This is a genomic window from Kribbella flavida DSM 17836 (genome assembly GCF_000024345.1).
Classification (GTDB): Bacteria; Actinomycetota; Actinomycetes; order Propionibacteriales; family Kribbellaceae; genus Kribbella; species Kribbella flavida.
In genome coordinates, this window is sequence record NC_013729.1 from 4,260,257 (window position 1) to 4,274,785 (window position 14,529).

The 14,529-nt window shown below is 71.8% G+C and carries 18 protein-coding genes; 11 read left to right on the forward strand and 7 right to left on the reverse strand.

Annotated features, from left to right (window positions below; translation table 11 throughout):
- The first annotated feature begins 27 nt into the window (after positions 1-27).
- The 6 genes from KFLA_RS19745 to KFLA_RS19770 all read left to right on the forward strand — a co-directional run bounded on the left by KFLA_RS19745 (position 28) and on the right by KFLA_RS19770 (position 5,335).
- Positions 28-252: a DUF2188 domain-containing protein gene (locus KFLA_RS19745; protein WP_012921581.1), complete on the forward strand. Its 225-nt coding sequence runs from the start codon at positions 28-30 to the stop codon at positions 250-252.
- A 167-nt stretch (positions 253-419) separates the two neighbouring features.
- Positions 420-2,039, forward strand: a complete 1,620-nt coding sequence (locus KFLA_RS19750; RefSeq protein ID WP_012921582.1) for an ABC transporter substrate-binding protein — start codon at positions 420-422, stop codon at positions 2,037-2,039.
- A complete protein-coding gene (locus KFLA_RS38365; RefSeq protein WP_012921583.1) occupies positions 2,033-3,070 on the forward strand; it encodes an ABC transporter permease in 1,038 nt (345 codons plus the stop codon). The genes KFLA_RS19750 and KFLA_RS38365 overlap by 7 nt, the downstream gene beginning before the upstream one ends.
- Entirely contained in the window at positions 3,067-3,927 is an 861-nt protein-coding gene (locus KFLA_RS38370; protein WP_012921584.1) for an ABC transporter permease, read from the forward strand. The genes KFLA_RS38365 and KFLA_RS38370 overlap by 4 nt, the downstream gene beginning before the upstream one ends.
- Positions 3,924-4,733, forward strand: coding sequence for an ATP-binding cassette domain-containing protein (locus KFLA_RS19765; protein ID WP_012921585.1), 810 nt, complete (start codon positions 3,924-3,926; stop codon positions 4,731-4,733). Before KFLA_RS38370 ends, KFLA_RS19765 begins: the two co-directional genes overlap by 4 nt.
- The gene (locus tag KFLA_RS19770; RefSeq protein WP_012921586.1) at positions 4,727-5,335 is read left to right on the forward strand and encodes an ABC transporter ATP-binding protein; all 609 of its coding nucleotides are present in this window, start codon (positions 4,727-4,729) and stop codon (positions 5,333-5,335) included. The genes KFLA_RS19765 and KFLA_RS19770 overlap by 7 nt, the downstream gene beginning before the upstream one ends.
- Positions 5,336-5,345: 10 nt before the next feature.
- On the opposite strand, the gene KFLA_RS39370 is transcribed toward KFLA_RS19770, so the two are convergent.
- Entirely contained in the window at positions 5,346-5,873 is a 528-nt protein-coding gene (locus tag KFLA_RS39370) for an aminotransferase class I/II-fold pyridoxal phosphate-dependent enzyme (RefSeq protein WP_202796992.1), read from the reverse strand.
- Positions 5,870-6,754, reverse strand: a complete 885-nt coding sequence (locus KFLA_RS39375; RefSeq protein WP_202796993.1) for an aminotransferase-like domain-containing protein — start codon at positions 6,752-6,754, stop codon at positions 5,870-5,872. The genes KFLA_RS39370 and KFLA_RS39375 overlap by 4 nt, the downstream gene beginning before the upstream one ends.
- A gap of 63 nt (positions 6,755-6,817) precedes the next feature.
- Here KFLA_RS39375 and KFLA_RS19780 point away from each other — a divergent pair, with 63 nt between their 5' ends.
- Both KFLA_RS19780 and KFLA_RS19785 read left to right on the forward strand, forming a co-directional pair.
- The gene (locus KFLA_RS19780; RefSeq protein WP_012921587.1) at positions 6,818-7,144 is read left to right on the forward strand and encodes a cupin domain-containing protein; all 327 of its coding nucleotides are present in this window, start codon (positions 6,818-6,820) and stop codon (positions 7,142-7,144) included.
- A 171-nt stretch (positions 7,145-7,315) separates the two neighbouring features.
- Entirely contained in the window at positions 7,316-7,699 is a 384-nt protein-coding gene (locus tag KFLA_RS19785; protein WP_012921588.1) for a hypothetical protein, read from the forward strand.
- A 21-nt stretch (positions 7,700-7,720) separates the two neighbouring features.
- Here KFLA_RS19785 and KFLA_RS37975 read toward each other — a convergent pair whose 3' ends face one another.
- Both KFLA_RS37975 and KFLA_RS19790 read right to left on the reverse strand, forming a co-directional pair.
- Positions 7,721-7,870, reverse strand: coding sequence for a hypothetical protein (locus KFLA_RS37975; protein ID WP_158307289.1), 150 nt, complete (start codon positions 7,868-7,870; stop codon positions 7,721-7,723).
- Between the two features lie 87 nt (positions 7,871-7,957).
- Positions 7,958-8,230 carry a hypothetical protein gene (locus KFLA_RS19790; RefSeq protein WP_012921589.1) on the reverse strand — a complete coding sequence of 91 codons (273 nt, stop codon included), beginning with the start codon at positions 8,228-8,230 and terminating at the stop codon, positions 7,958-7,960.
- A gap of 56 nt (positions 8,231-8,286) precedes the next feature.
- Here KFLA_RS19790 and KFLA_RS19795 point away from each other — a divergent pair, with 56 nt between their 5' ends.
- On the forward strand, positions 8,287-8,925 hold the full coding sequence (locus KFLA_RS19795; RefSeq protein WP_012921590.1) for a MerR family transcriptional regulator: 639 nt from the start codon (positions 8,287-8,289) through the stop codon (positions 8,923-8,925).
- Here KFLA_RS19795 and KFLA_RS19800 read toward each other — a convergent pair.
- Entirely contained in the window at positions 8,867-9,184 is a 318-nt protein-coding gene (locus tag KFLA_RS19800) for a glutaredoxin family protein (protein WP_012921591.1), read from the reverse strand. The two genes, KFLA_RS19795 and KFLA_RS19800, sit on opposite strands and share 59 nt — an antisense overlap.
- Positions 9,185-9,271: 87 nt before the next feature.
- A complete protein-coding gene (locus KFLA_RS19805; protein WP_012921592.1) occupies positions 9,272-9,775 on the reverse strand; it encodes an Hsp20/alpha crystallin family protein in 504 nt (167 codons plus the stop codon).
- Between the two features lie 189 nt (positions 9,776-9,964).
- Between KFLA_RS19805 and KFLA_RS19810 the strand changes: the two genes are divergently transcribed.
- The gene (locus KFLA_RS19810; protein ID WP_012921593.1) at positions 9,965-10,471 is read left to right on the forward strand and encodes a DinB family protein; all 507 of its coding nucleotides are present in this window, start codon (positions 9,965-9,967) and stop codon (positions 10,469-10,471) included.
- A gap of 90 nt (positions 10,472-10,561) precedes the next feature.
- Here KFLA_RS19810 and KFLA_RS19815 read toward each other — a convergent pair whose 3' ends face one another.
- On the reverse strand, positions 10,562-11,527 hold the full coding sequence (locus tag KFLA_RS19815; protein WP_012921594.1) for an alpha/beta hydrolase: 966 nt from the start codon (positions 11,525-11,527) through the stop codon (positions 10,562-10,564).
- 165 nt (positions 11,528-11,692) lie between these two features.
- Between KFLA_RS19815 and KFLA_RS19820 the strand changes: the two genes are divergently transcribed.
- Positions 11,693-14,449: an AAA family ATPase gene (locus KFLA_RS19820; RefSeq protein ID WP_012921595.1), complete on the forward strand. Its 2,757-nt coding sequence runs from the start codon at positions 11,693-11,695 to the stop codon at positions 14,447-14,449.
- The last annotated feature ends 80 nt before the right edge of the window (positions 14,450-14,529 follow it).

Consider the following 14,529-nt stretch of genomic DNA (forward strand, 5'->3'; position numbering starts at 1 on the left):
CGTGGCCTACCGCAACCAAGGAGCGTCATGTCCAGAGGCGATGTCGAGACCTACTACGCGATGGGCGCGTGGCACAGCCGGATCGAAGGCGAGGCCAGCCCGTTCGCCACCGGTGGCACGAAGGCCGAGCAGGTCGCCACCGGCGCCGAGGAGGCCAGGCGCCGCCGGTGCGACCACATCATCAAGAACGCGTACGGCCGGGTCGACGACCAGCACTCCTACCGCCGGAGCCCGCACCAAGCCACCAGGTAGCCCCCCCCCCCCCGACGACGTCCCCGCCGAGGACGCCACTCAGCCTGCCCGCTCGCCGCAGCAGCGACCGCTGTCCGGTGCCTGGCACGGGAGTTGCCAGAGCGGCCGGCCGCCGCATAGGTTTCCGTCGGACCTGCGATCGAGTCGCAGATGGAGCGGAGGATCCGGTGGGGCTGGGCAAGTCGAGGGCCGTCGCGGCGGCGCTTTCCCTGGCGGCGGTGCTGACGGCGTGTACGGCCGGTGTCGACTCGGCGAACACGCCGGGAAGTGGCGCTTCCGCCGCGGCGCGGGAGCTGCGGCTGGCGATCGGTGGTGAGTCGGCGGACGGCTACGACCCGACGCTGGGCTGGGGGCGGTACGGTTCTCCGCTGTTCCAGTCGACGTTGCTGGCCCGGGACGCGGACCTGAACATCGTCAACGACCTGGCCACCAAGCACTCCGTCAGCGCGGACGGGCTGGTGTGGACCGTCGACCTGCGCGGCGACGCCCAGTTCAGCGACGGGCGGCCGGTGACCGCGGACGACGTCGCCTACACGTTCTCCACGGCGAGCAGGAGCGGCGGCCTGACCGACGTCACCGCGCTGGCGAAGGCTGTTGCCGTCGACAAGGACACGGTCGAGCTGCACCTCACCCGGCCGCAGAGCACGTTCGTGAACCGGCTGGTGTCGCTGGGAATCGTGCCGAAGCACGCCCACGGCAAGGACTACGCCCGCGCACCGATCGGCTCCGGCCCGTTCACCTTCGTGCAGTGGGACGAAGGCCAGCAGTTGATCGTCCGGCGCAACGACAAGTACTACGGCCCCAAGCCGGCCTTCGAGCGGGTGGTGTTCTCCTTCACCGGCGAGGACGCCACTCTCGCGGCCGCCAAGGCCGGTCAGCTCTCCCTGGCCGCCGTTCCGTCCGGCCTGGCGAAGACCACGGTGAACGGGATGCGCCTGGTCCCGGTGCAGTCGGTGGACAACCGCGGCATCGTCTTCCCGTACGTCGCGGACACCGGCCGGACGTCGAAGGACGGGCTGCCGATCGGCAACGACGTCACCGCCGACCAGGCGATCCGCCGGGCGGTCAACTACGCGGTGGACCGGGACGCGCTGGTGGACGGCGTACTGGAGGGCTTCGGGTCTCCCGCGACCGGCCCGGTCGACGGCATGCCGTGGTACGAGCCGTCCTCGGCCATCCGATCGAACGACGCCACCAAGGCGAAGGCGGTTCTCGACTCCGCCGGCTGGACCGACAGCGACGGCGACGGCATCCGCGAGCGCGGCGGCCGGAAGGCGTCGTTCACCCTGTTGTACCCCGCCGAGGACACCCTGCGGCAGGGGCTCGCACTCGCCGTCGTGGACATGCTCGAGCCCGTCGGCGTGCAGATCGTGAGCAAGGGCGTGAGCTGGGACGTGATCGACAAGCGCAAGCACGCCGACGCCGTACTGTTCGGGTGGGGCAGCCACGACCCGACCGAGATGTACAACCTGTACTCCGCCACCCAGGCCGGGACCGGGTACTGGAACGCCGGCCACTACGCGAACCCGGTCGTGCAGAAGAACCTGGACGCCGCGCTCGGCGCCACCGACCAGAACCAGGCGACCAGGTACTGGAAGGCCGCCCAGCGGGACGCGAACGGCGTCGGATTCGGCCCGTCCGGAGACGCGGCGTGGGCCTGGCTGGTGAACCTGCAGCACACGTACTTCGTCAGCAACTGCCTCGACCTCGGCAAACCGCAGATCGAGCCGCACGGCCACGGCTGGCCGATCACGGCCGGCATCACCGGCTGGCGCTGGACGTGCTGAACACCACCGACGCCCCCGAAGAAGCCGCCATTCGCCCTCGCGGGTCCGGCCTGGCCGGAGCCGTGGTCAGCAGGCTCGTTCGGCTCGCCCTGCTGCTGGTCGCGGTCGCGGTGGCGTCGTTCGCCCTGATGCTGGGATCACCGGTCGACCCGGTCGACGCCTATGTCGGCGCGGACATCGCGGCGATCGGTCCCGAGCAGCGCGAGCAGATCGCCGAGCGCTGGGGGCTGAACGATCCACCGGCCGAACGCTTCGGCAACTGGCTGTCCCACGTCCTGCGGGGCGATCTCGGGCACTCGCACACCTTCAACCAGCCGGTCACCGAGGTGATCGCGGGCAAGTTCCTGACCAGCCTGGCGCTGATGGCCGTGGCATGGTGCCTGTCCGGGGTGATCGGGTTCGGCCTCGGCCTGATCGCCGGCGTACAGCGCGGACGGCTCGTGGACCGGGTGATCACGTGGTGGGCCTACGTGCTGGCGTCGGCGCCCACGTTCTGGGTCGGACTGCTGCTGCTGTACGCGTTCTCGGTGTCGCTGCAGTGGACACCGGTGTGCTGCGCCGTACCGGTCGGGCAGGTCGCCAGCGAGGTGGGGCTGCTCGATCGGCTGCACCACCTTCTGCTGCCGGCGTTCACGCTGAGCCTGGTCGGCATCGCGCCGGTGGTGCTGCACACCCGGCAGGCGGTCTCCGTCGCGATGGCGAGCGACTACGTCGCCTTCGCCCGGGCCCAGGGCGAACGCTCCACCGGCCTGGTGATCCACCGCGTACTGCGGAACGCCGCCGGCCCGGCACTGCTGCTGCAGTTCAGCTCGCTGGGCGAGTTGTTCGGTGGCTCCCTGCTCGCCGAACACGTCTTCTCGTACCCCGGCCTCGGTGCGGCGACCACCGCCGCGGCCCTCGGCCAGGACGTCCCGCTGCTGCTGGGAATCGCCTTGTTCACGGCGGTCTTCGTCTACACCGGCAACCAGCTCGGCGATCTGCTGCACGGCTGGCTCGACCCGCGGACCCGGCGGACGGAGGCCGCGCGGTGACCGCGTTCCTGGCCAAGAACGACCGTGCGCCCAGCCGGCTGGGCGACCGGCGTCGGCGTACGCTCGCGTACCTCGGTCTGTCCCTGCTGATGGTTGCCGCCGTCGCGGTGTTCGGCACCCTCTCGGTCGACGAAGCCGGCAGCACGCAGCTCGGCGCGCGCAACCTCGGCCCGTCGTGGGCCCACCTGTTCGGGACCGACAGGCTCGGCCGCGACATGCTCGCCCGGGTGCTTTCCGGCCTTCGCCTCAGCCTGGTCGTCGGCGTCAGCGCCGCGCTGGTGTCCGGTGCGATCGCCCTGCTGATGGCCTGTCTCGCCGCGGTCGGGGGCCGGCTCGTCGACCGGGCCGTCAGCTGGCTCGTCGACTTGTTCCTCGCGCTGCCGCACCTGGTTCTGCTGATCCTGCTCGCTTTTGCCCTCGGCGGTGGCACCCGCGCGGTGATCATCGCCGTCGCCGTCACGCACTGGCCGACGCTCACCCGGGTACTGCGCGGCCACGCCCGCCAGGTGATGTCGTCGGACTACGTGCTCGTGGCGCGCAGCTTCGGACGGGGCCGCTGGTGGATCGCCAGGCGGCACGTCGCGCCGCAACTGGTCGGGCACTTCGTCGTCGGCACCGCGCTGCTGTTCCCGCACGCGATTCTGCACGAGGCCGCGCTGTCGTTCCTCGGGCTCGGTGTCGACCCGGCCGAGCCGTCGATCGGCGTCCTGCTGGCGGAGTCGATGCGGTTCCTCTCTGCCGGGGCCTGGTGGCTCGCCGTCCTGCCCGGCCTGTGCCTGCTGATCGTCGTCAAGCTCGTCGACGCCATCGGCGAGAACACCCGGGCCCTGCTCGACCCGAGGAGCCATCACCTGTGAAGCCGCTGCTGACCATCGAGGAGCTGCGGGTTTCGTTCGTCCAGTACGACCGTGGGCTGCGGCGGCGCGAGATCGTCGCGCTGGCCGGCATGGACCTGACCGCCGACCGGGGCCAGGTGGTCGCGCTGGTCGGCGCCTCCGGTGCGGGCAAGACCCTGCTCGCCCACGCCGTTCTCGGCATGCTGCCGCCGAACGCCACCCAGTCCGGCCGGATCGCCTACGCGGGCGCCCCGGTCGACGCCACCGCCCGCCGGCGGCTGGCCGGTCGCGAGATCGTGCTGCTGCCGCAGTCCGTCGACTACCTGGACCCGCTGGCGACGATCGGCCGCCAGGTACGCCGATCGGCCCATCTCGCGGGCCACGCCGACCCGCGGCGCGTCGCAGCGACCGCGCTGGCGCAGCGGGGCCTCGGCGACGAAGTCCTGAAGCGCTACCCGCACGAGCTGTCCGGCGGAATGACCCGCCGGGTTCTCGTCACGATGGCGACGATGGGCGATCCGCAGCTGATCCTCGCCGACGAACCCACGCCGGGTCTGCCGCCGGCCGAGGTCGCCACCGTCCTGCGGGAGTTTCGCGCTCTCGCCGACGACGGACGGGCCGTCGTACTGATCACCCACGAGCTCGGCGGCGCGCTCGAGATCGCCGACGTCGTCGTGATCTGCCATGACGGCCGCACGATCGAGACCGTCGAGCCGTCCGCCTTCACGGCCGACGAGGGTCGTCGGCTGCGGCACCCGTACACCCGGACGCTGTGGCAGGCCCTTCCCGCGAACGGTTTCCACGTGCCCGAGGAGGACCGGTGCTGACCGCCGAGGACCTGTGGTACCGCTACGACCGGCGCAGCCCGTGGGTCGTGCGCGGTACGTCGTTGTCGGTCGCTCCCGGCGAAGTCGTCGGCCTGCGCGGCCCGAGCGGTTCGGGCAAGAGCACCGTCGGCCGCCTGCTCGCCGGCCTGCTCACCCCCGACCGCGGCGAGGTCCGTGTCGGCCCTCGCGCGGACAGATCCGGCGCTCATCCCGTCCAGCTGGTCCTGCAGCATCCCGAGCGCGCGATGAACCCGCACTGGCGGATCCGCGACATCCTCGCCGAGAGCGGCGCCGACCGCACCGAGGTCGACAGCGTCGACGGCAACCTGGTCCGACCGGAGTGGCTCGACCGCTTCCCCCACGAGATCAGTGGCGGCGAACTGCAACGGGTCAATCTCGCCCGCGCCCTGCTCACCCGCCCGCGGTACATCGTCGCCGACGAGATCAGCACCAGCCTCGACGCCGTCACCCAGGCCCGCAGCTGGCACCTCCTGCTGAACCACGCGCGCACCGACACCATCGGCGTCATCGCCATCTCCCACGACAACGACCTCCTGGCCGCCGTCGCGACCCGAACGATCGACCTGCACACCGCGTCGTGACGTCGCCGGATCAGATCGTCAGGGCCGGGGAACCGGTGATTCGGCGGGTGGGTGGACGGTAGGTCTGCCAGGCGGCGGCCATCCGGCGTACGGCCTCGACGAGGTCTGATGGCTCGGCCTGGAAGTGCACGCGCAGGTACTCCCGGCTGCCGCCGCCCGCGTCGAGGCCCTCGCCGGCCAGCACCGCCACGCCCTCCCGCAGAGCTGCCTGCGCGTACGACGTCCCGTCGCCGTACGGCAGGCGGATCCACAGCGTCTGCCCGCCGGAAACGGGCGTCACCTCCCACTCGGGCAGGGCGCGAGCGAGTTCGGCGACCAGCAGGTCGTGGCGGCTCTTCAGGTCGGCGGACCGGTGCCGGCGTAGTTCGTCGAGTTGTGCGACGAGCACCGACGCCGCCAGTTGCGTCGGCACGTTGCCGCCGAGGTCGTCGACTGCGCGCAGCCGGGCCAGCCGGGCGATCACCGGCTTGGCTGCCCGAAGCCAGCCGATCCGCAGGCCGCCCCACAAGACCTTGCTCAGTGAGCCCAGCGAGATCACGCTGTCGGGTCCGGCCGCGGCTGGTCCGTGCCGGGAAAAGCGAGGTCGGCGAGGATCTCGTCCTCGACCAGCGGTACGCCGTACCGCTGCGCGACCGCGGCCAGACGTTGCCGCTGGAGCGAGCCGAGCACCCCGCCGGTCGGGTTCTGGAACACCGGAACGACGTAGGCCAGCGCCGGGCGACGGCGACGGACCGCGGCCTCGAACCCGTCCAGACCGACGGGCAGCGGATGCAGCGTCGCCGCCTGGTCACGGAACACCTCCAGCGCACCGGGATACGTGGGTGCTTCGAGCAGGACCGGATCCCCGGGCGCGACGAAGGACCGGGCCAGCAGACTCAGTGCCTGCTGGCCGCCGTTCGTCACCAGGATCTGGTCCGGGTGAGTCGGCCGCCCTTGCCGGGTGTAGCGATCCGCCAGCGCCTGACGAAGCTCCAGTACGCCGGCCGGGTGGTAGCCGATGCCGTAGGAGGCGAGCCGCGGCAGCACGGCGGCGTACGCGTCGGCCAGTTCCGGGGGTGGAACGGCAGGCGCTGCGCAGGCCAGCATGATCGTGCCGTCCTGAGGCTCCAGCAGATGCAGGAACACCGGCGCCCCGGTGGTCTCGGGCGGCGTGGCGGCCGGCGTACCGGCGACTCGGGTGCCGCTGCCCTGCCGGCGGACGATCCGGCCCTCGGTGATCAATTGGTTGTAGGCGGCAACCACAGTGCTCCGGCCGACCGAGAGCGCGGCCGCCAGCGTCCGGTCAGGGGGCAGCAGGACGCCGGGGCCGAGGTCGCCGTCGTCGATCAGCTGCCGGAGGCGTCCGGCCAGCAGCGCGTACAGAGGCCCGCGCCCGGTGGCCCAGCGGCCGAGACGCCCGACGAGATCAATTGGCTCCATCAACAAACCAATATCATCGTTTTGGCTCTGCCGTCGCGCCGGCCGAGCGGCGAAGCTCGAACCATGACTGATCCCGTGTCGATTCCCAAGACCATCGCCGCGCTTCCCGGGCCGTGGCAGCAACGCGAACTGGCCGCCGTCAACGAGTCGGTGGTGCGAGTCGCCCAGGTGCACGGCGAGTTCCCCTGGCACCACCACGACGAGGACGAGCTGTTCCTGTGCTGGGACGGGGCTTTCCGGATCGAGCTGGCCGACCGTTCACCGGTCCACCTCGAAGCCGGAGACCTCTTCGTCGTACCGGCGGGCCTCCGCCACCGACCGGTCGCCGACGAGCCCGCCCACATCCTGCTCTTCGAGCACCCGGACACGGCGCAGTACGGCGTCCAGTAGCCGCGTTCGTCACCCGGTGGGCGTGCGCGACGGCATCACGCCAGCGGGCCCGCCCGACGAGAGATTCCTGAAGAACGCGTGACGGCCATCTGTTCGCCGTCTGTTGTTGCCTTTCCCGAGGGCCGGACGGGGTACGGATCGAAGCAGAGATCGCTACCTCGTGGAGGAGCCATGCCTACCGACGACCTCGACGGCGACGCTTGGACCTTTCGGCCCGACGCCGGCCATCGCGACGACCTCGACCTTGCCGGCTACACCGTGCACGCGACCGACGGAGAGATCGGCCGGGTCGACCGTGCCGAGCTGAGCGGCAGCCGCGGCGGTCTCACCGTGTCCACCGGACCCCGGCTGCTCGGCCACGCGCTGCTGCTCCCGGTGCTCGTGCCGGCCGGGGTGGTGCACCACATCGACGAGGCGACCAGAACCGTGCACGTCGACCGTTCCGGCCGGGAGATCGACGGCGGACCACCGTTCGACCCCGACGACGAAGCGCCGGCGTACCGGGACTCGGTCGCCGCGTACTACGGCTTCGCCCGCCGAAGCAGGCAGGACTGACCGGAAGGCGAAGGCTGGTTCTCAGTCGAGCTGAAGACCGCTGGCCAGGCCAAGACCCAAGCCGGCGAGGATGAGAACCGCCCCGAGCACGATCCGGTACCACAGGACGTAGAGCAGGCCCGCGACGGCCAGAACCGCCGCGATGGTCCAGAGCACTGTCGAGAGAGGCACCGGCGCAGCGTAGTCAGCGCACGCGGCGAACTGGCGACTTCTGACAAGCTTCTAACACCGCCGACGCGCTGGTTCCGTGCCGTTCGCTCAGTCGTCGGGCTCGAGCAACCGGTCGAGCTCGTCGCCGGCCTCCTCCGCGCCGGCGTCGTGAAGCCGCTGCAGCTCGCGCAGGTCGCCGGCGGCCACCGCCCGGCGGGTGAGGAACCGGCCCGCGCGCTCACACCCCTCGTCCAGCAGCTCGTTGAGCTCGTCGAGATCACCGAGCTCGTCGGCCAGGTCGGCGAGCCGGTCCAGCGCCTTCTCGTTGCCTTCATCGGCCAGTGCCCGCAGGGTTTCCCGGTCGGCGGCGAAGTTCGTCATGTCCCGATCGTGCGACGTTGCCCCGGGGGCAAGGTCAAGTACGAGACGATCTGAGCGTGCTCACCATCGGACAGCTCGCCCGCGCCGTCGGCGTCTCGACCAAGACGATCCGGGTCTACCACGCCAAGGGCCTGCTGCCCGAGCCCGAGCGGGACTCCTCCGGCTACCGCCGGTACTCCGCGCAGGCCGTCGTCGAGCTGATCAAGCTCCGGACGCTCGCCGAAGCCGGCGTACCGCTGGCCAAGATCCCCACCTTGAGCACGTCGCCGGTCGCGGAGTTCCAGCACGCACTCGACCAGCTGGACCAGGAGATGACCGCGCGGATCGAGCAGCTGCGCCGGACCCAGCAACGGCTGCGGGAACTCGCGGCAGGTGAAGTGCGGCTCCTCCCCGACGAGGTCGAACACCACCTCCGGCAGTTGCCGGAGCTCGGCTTCACCGCTCGCTGGGTGGCGATGGAACGCGACTTGTGGATCGTCGTGTTCACCACCTACCTCGACACCGCCGCCGCGAACTTCCGGGACCAGGCCGACACGCTGACCGACCCGGCGATCCCCCGGCTCCTCCAGGCCGAGGTCAACGCCTCGTCACCGGCCTGGGAACGCCTCGACTCGCTGATCCGCCGGCGACTGGCTGTCACGTTCGGGCCCTCTGGTGCTGGGTTGTCACGCCGATCGGCAGGCCTCTCGTCGTGAGGGTCAGTTCCAGTTCGCTGGTGGTGGGCTGGACCAGTACTTCGCCGCCCACGGACACCACCGGGCTGTGAACCCGGCCGCCGGTGATCCAGGCCAGCCGGGTCTCGTCCAGCGGATTCAGGTCGAGGTCGACGTAGTGGTAGGGGATGTCCGCGCGGTCGAGGTACCGGCGTACGCCCTGGGTCAGGCCACATCCGCGGCGGCCGTGAACCACGACCGGGTCGCCCGCCCGGGTGTGCGGAAAGTACGTGGCGCACATGGCCTCGGCGTCCCTTCTCGAGCGATCGGTGCGTGCAGGGCTGGTCCGGCCCGCCGCGTGGTCCCCGCCGCGGGCCGGACCCGCGAATCAGGAGTTGAGCTGCTTCTGACCGCTGCTGGTGATCTGGATCCTGCGCGCTCTGCCGCTGTCCGCCTTGGGCACCCGTACCGTCAGTACGCCGTCCTCCAGCGACGCCGCGATCCGGTCACCGTCGACCTCGCCCGGCAGGGTGATCGAGTGGTGGAACTGGCCGGCCCGGCGGGTCTGCGTGCGCAGGAATCCGGTGCGCTCACGTTCCTTGACCTCGCCGTGCACGGTCAGTTCCCGGTCGTTCCACTCCAGGGTCACGTCGTCCCGCGCCACCCCCGGCAGGTCGATCTCGACCACGTACGCGTCGCCGGTCTCCTCGATGTCCACCGGGACCTGCGGCCAGCCGCCCCGGTCGATGCTGCCGAACGAGCGCATCATCTGGTCCATCCGCCGGTAGATGTCCTCGAAGTCCGCGAACGGATCGGTCGGCAGCCAGCGCACCGCCCCGACGTCGCCACGTCGCGCGGGATCGGAGCTGTGCCGACGCGTCGGAAGAGCCATCGCCATCACCTCACTGCGTCTCACGTGTTGTCCGAGTTCTTCCACGGTACAACGGTCAGCCGCTCGACGACATTCCCCAATGTCATCCTTTCGACGACACAGGACTGACTTTGCCGGACCGGCAAGATTCCGTGCGGCGGGTCGGCGCCGTGAGCGAAGGTGGCGCCCTGGCCCTCGATCGGAGAACGCATGACCACGACCCACCGACGCTCCTCCCGCCGCCGGCGCGACACGCCTCCACCGAGCACCGGGCTCGGGGAGAAGGAGGTGCTGCTCGGCTTCCTCGACTACCTGCGCGGCTCGATCGCCGCCAAGATCGAGCACGTTCCCGAACCCCAGGTCCGGACCCCCGGCGTCGCCTCGGGAACCAACCTGCTCGGGCTGGTCAAGCACCTCACGTCCGTCGAGCGGTACACCTTCCTCGGCGAGAAGGTGGCCGACTGGCAAGCCACCTTCCAGCCGACTCCGGACGACACGGTGGAAACGGTTCTGACCGCCTACCGCGACACCGCCGCCCAGGTGAACGAACTCCTCGCCGACTGCGACGACCTCACAGCGCCGGTCAACCGCCGCGCGTCCAGCGGCCGGCCCCCGTCCCTGCGCTGGGCCCTGACGCACCTGATCGAGGAGACCGGCCGCCACGCCGGGCACGCCGACATCCTGCGCGAACTGATCGACGGCAGCACGGGCCGCTGATCCCTGCGCTTGGCCAAGCGCAGGACGACCCGTCCTGCTCGGTCGAAGGCGGCGCGAGCACGCGCCCGGACGAGTCGCACGCCTGGTCGGTCAGTCGGTGCCGAGAACGCCGCGCAGGAACGCGATGCCCTGGTTGATGGCGGCCTCGGCGGCGTAGGTGTGCCGCAGCGGGTTCAGGCCGACGAAGTCGTGCACGATCCCGGCGTACCGGACCGCGGTCACCGGTACGCCGGCCGCGCGCAGCTTGGCGGCGTACGCCTCGCCCTCGTCGCGGAGCACGTCGGCCTCCCCCACGATCACCAGCGCCGGCGGCAACCCGGACAGCTCGTCCAGCGAGGCGCGCAGCGGGGACGCGGTGATCTCCGCCCGCTCCGCGGGGTCGGTCGTGTACTGGTCCCAGAACCACTTCATCCCCTCCCGGGGAAGGAAGTAGCCCTCGGCGAACTGGTGGTACGAGCCGGTCTCGAAGTCGGCGTTCGTCACCGGGTAGTACAGCAGCTGCCCGGCGAAGGACACGCCGCCGCGCTGCTTGGCGAGCAGGGTGGTGACGGCCGCCATGTTGCCGCCGACCGAGTCGCCCGCGATCGCGATGCGGCTGGTGTCCAGGCGCTCCTCGGGACCGTTCATCGCGATCCAGTCGGCGACGGCGTAGACCTGCTCGATCTGCGTCGGGTACTTGTGCTCCGGCGCGAGGTCGTAGTCGGGGAAGACCACCGCGGCCTGCGCACCGACGGCGAGCTCGCGGACCAGCCGGTCGTGGGTCTGCGGCCCGCCGAACACCCAGCCCAGCCCGTGCACGTACAGGATCACCGGCAGCACCCCGGTGGCGCCGGCCGGGCGCACGATCCGGACCCGGACCGACCCGGTCGGGCCACCCTCGACGGTCAGGTCGGAGACGTCGGCGGCGGCGAGCACCGGCGGCGGGTCGCTCTGTACACTTTCGACGATCTTGCGGCCCTCTTCCGGGGAGAGCTGGTACAGGAACGGAGGCGTGGCATTGGCGTCGCTGAACGCCTGCGCGAGTGCCTCCAGCACGGGCTTGACGGGCTCGGTCACGGTACGGATCCTCTCGGTTGCTGCACGCTGGAGTGCGTGCTCGTCAACCGTCGCCGCCGCGCGTACCGGCACACATCGGTCACCTGACTGCCTTTCCGGGCCCGCGGGCACAGCGCCGCCCTGCTCGCACGCCGGGCCACCGGTGGTTGGCAGGGTCCGGCAGCCATGATCGGCCGGTCCCAGGAGCTGGCCACCCTGGCCCAGCTGGTCGCCACCGTGGTCGACAGCGGCCAGGCGGCGGTGGTCCAGGGCGACGCGGGCATCGGCAAGACCGCGCTGGTGAGCGCAGCCGCGGGACTGGCCGCCGAAGCAGGCTTTCGCGAGCTGCGCTGCACCGGGGTGCAGAGCGAGACGACGGCCGGGTTCGCCGGACTGCACGAGCTGCTGCACCCAGTGCTCGACCTGCTGCCCCTGCTGCCCACGCGCCAGCGGGCCGCGTTGTCGACCGCCTTCGGGCTGGTCGAGGGACCCGCGCCGGAGCGGTTGCTGATCAACTTGGCCGTGCTCGGGCTGCTGGAGGAGGTCGCCTCGAGGCAACGACTGATCCTCGTGGTGGAGGACCTGCAGTGGCTGGACCGCTCGACGGTCGAGACGCTCACCTTCGTGGCCCGTCGCCTGACCAACGCCCCGATCCTGCTGCTGATGAGCGTACGCACCGGCGGCGCCGACGATCCCCTGCGCGGGGTGCCGCTGACCCGCATCACACTTCCCCCGCTCGGGGCCGAGGAGGCCGGCACGCTGCTGGACGCCCTTCCCGTCCAGCTGAACGCCCAGGCGCGGCGCCGGGTGCTGGCCGAGGCCGGCGGCAATCCGCTGGCGCTGCGGGAGTTCGCCTCTGCGGTCAGCGCCCGCGGCGACGAGGAGGAGCTCCGGCCGGCCGGCCGGTTGCCGACCACTCGGCGCCTCGAGCAAGCATTTCTCGGCGCCGCGGCCGTGCTGCCGCCGGCCAGCGGCCGCATGCTGTTGCTCGCCGCCACGGCCCATGACGCCGCCGCGAGCGAGCTCTTCGCGGCCGGGCGCCGACTCGGCGTCGCTCCGGCCGACCTGGACCCGGTCGAACGGGCGGGACTCGTGTCGGTCGTCGGCGACCGGTTGGCGTTCCGCCACCCCCTGGTGCGCTCGGCGGTCTACGGGGCCTCCACCACCGTGCAGCGTGCCGAGGTCCACCGTGCCCTGGCCGAAGCGGCGACCGACCCCAGCCGTGCGGCGTGGCACCGGGCGGCAGCCGCGTACGAACGCGACGAGGAGGTCGCCGGCCTGCTCGAACGCGCCGGAGAGGCGGCTCGCCGACGAGGCGCTCAGTCGGAGGCGGTCGCCGCGCTGCACCGGGCGGCCGAGCTGTCGCCGGAGCCGTCGGAGCGGGCGCGACGGCTGGCCGCGGCGGCCGAGATCGCGCGCCGGGCCGGGGCGACCTCGGTCGCGCTGAGCCTGATGGACGAGGCCGTGCCGTTCGCCACCGACGCGCGGGTGCTGGTCGAGCTCGCCACGACGCGGCTGCTGCTCAGCAACACCGCGGGTACGCCGGGGCCCAGCCCCGCGGACCTCATCGCGCTCGCGCACCGCCTCGCCGGTCCCGGAGGCGGCGAGCACCGGCAGGAGCGGGTCGCCGTTCTGTGGGGTGCCGCGATCGAGTGCTTCGGCCGGGCCTTGCCCGAGTCCGAGCGGCGCGCCGTCGAGGCGGAGCTCGCCGCGATCGACCTGGGCCGCTGGGACCCCGTCCAGCACATGGCGCTGGCCCTGCTCGACCCGATCGGCCGGGCAGCCGAGGAACGGCCCCAGCTCGGCCGACTGGCGACCGTGCTGTCCGAGGACCTGCTGGGCCAGCAGATCCTCGCGCTCACCGCGGAGTCACTGCAGGACCTGCCCACGGCGTACCGGATCTGGGGCAGTACGGCGGAGCTGGCACGCCGTACGGGCTTTCCCAACGACGAGTGCCAGGCGCTGCGCGGGCGGGCGAACACCGGACTGCTGCTCGGGCGGTTGCTGCCTGCGCTGGACGACGCCGAGCAGGCACTGCGGATGTTCGAGGAGATGGGCCTGCCCATCAGCACCGCCGCGACCGCTGCGGTGGCGGCCCGGGTGATGGCCTGGCGCGGGGACCTCCCCCGGGCCAAGGCGACCCTTGCCCGCAGCCGGGAGCTGTCGGCACTGGCGCCACTGGCACTGGTGACCGCGGACCAGGCCTGGGCCGGCGGGCTGATTGCGCTGACCGAGCAGCGGTACCGCGACGCCTGGTCGGAAGTCATGCAGGTGTCTGCCCACCCCACGACGGCGCTCTGGGCGCTGGGTGACCTGACGGAGGCCGCCGTACGGGCGGGACAGGCCCGCGCGGTCATCCCTGCTGTGGACGCGGCTGAGCAGGCAGCCGCGGCCTTCGGTTCAGCGCATCTGGCCATGCTGGTCGCGCGCAGCCGGGCGCTGCTGACCGACGGTCCCGCGGCCGAGCAGCACTTCGCGGCAGCCGTCAACGCCGGCCAGGCTGCCGGCACCCCGCTGGAGCTGGCTCGCACTCGACTGCTGTACGGGGAGTGGCTGCGCCGCCAGCGCCGGTTGGTGCCCGCCCGTGAGCAGCTCACCGAGGCGCTGCATCCGCTGGACGCCGCGGGAGTCCATCCGTGGGCCGAGCGGGCGGCAGCCGAGCTCCGCGCCGCCGGGATCGTGCCGGTACGCCCCGGGCGGGAAGCGGAGTCCGACCTGACCAGCCTGCTCACTCCTCAGGAGCTGCAGGTCGCGCGGCTGGCAGCCCGCGGCCTGACCAACAAGGAGATCGCTGACCAGCTCTATCTGTCCCACCGCACCGTCGGCGCTCACTTGTACCGGGTGTACCCGAAGCTCGGCATCACGGTGCGCGGCCAGTTGCGGGACGCCCTTGCCGGGCGCCGCCGCGGGCACGGCGCTGAGGACGACCAGCCCAGCAAGTGACCGGGCCGCCTGGCTGCGCCGTACCAGTCGCTGTGCCGGTAGCAGTCAGATGACCGATACCGGCACCGTCGACGCCACGG

Excerpts from the sequence above, each read along its gene's own strand:
- KFLA_RS19785 (WP_012921588.1), top strand. The coding sequence starts at position 7,316 with ATGCCTACCGACGACCTCGACGGCGACGCTTGGACCTTTCGGCCCGAC.
- KFLA_RS19810 (WP_012921593.1), top strand. The coding sequence starts at position 9,965 with ATGACCACGACCCACCGACGCTCCTCCCGCCGCCGGCGCGACACGCCT.
- KFLA_RS19745 (WP_012921581.1), top strand. The coding sequence starts at position 28 with ATGTCCAGAGGCGATGTCGAGACCTACTACGCGATGGGCGCGTGGCAC.
- KFLA_RS19780 (WP_012921587.1), top strand. The coding sequence starts at position 6,818 with ATGACTGATCCCGTGTCGATTCCCAAGACCATCGCCGCGCTTCCCGGG.
- KFLA_RS19805 (WP_012921592.1), bottom strand. The coding sequence starts at position 9,775 with ATGGCTCTTCCGACGCGTCGGCACAGCTCCGATCCCGCGCGACGTGGC.
- KFLA_RS19790 (WP_012921589.1), bottom strand. The coding sequence starts at position 8,230 with ATGACGAACTTCGCCGCCGACCGGGAAACCCTGCGGGCACTGGCCGAT.
- KFLA_RS19820 (WP_012921595.1), top strand. The coding sequence starts at position 11,693 with ATGATCGGCCGGTCCCAGGAGCTGGCCACCCTGGCCCAGCTGGTCGCC.
- KFLA_RS39375 (WP_202796993.1), bottom strand. The coding sequence starts at position 6,754 with ATGGAGCCAATTGATCTCGTCGGGCGTCTCGGCCGCTGGGCCACCGGG.
- KFLA_RS19800 (WP_012921591.1), bottom strand. The coding sequence starts at position 9,184 with ATGTGCGCCACGTACTTTCCGCACACCCGGGCGGGCGACCCGGTCGTG.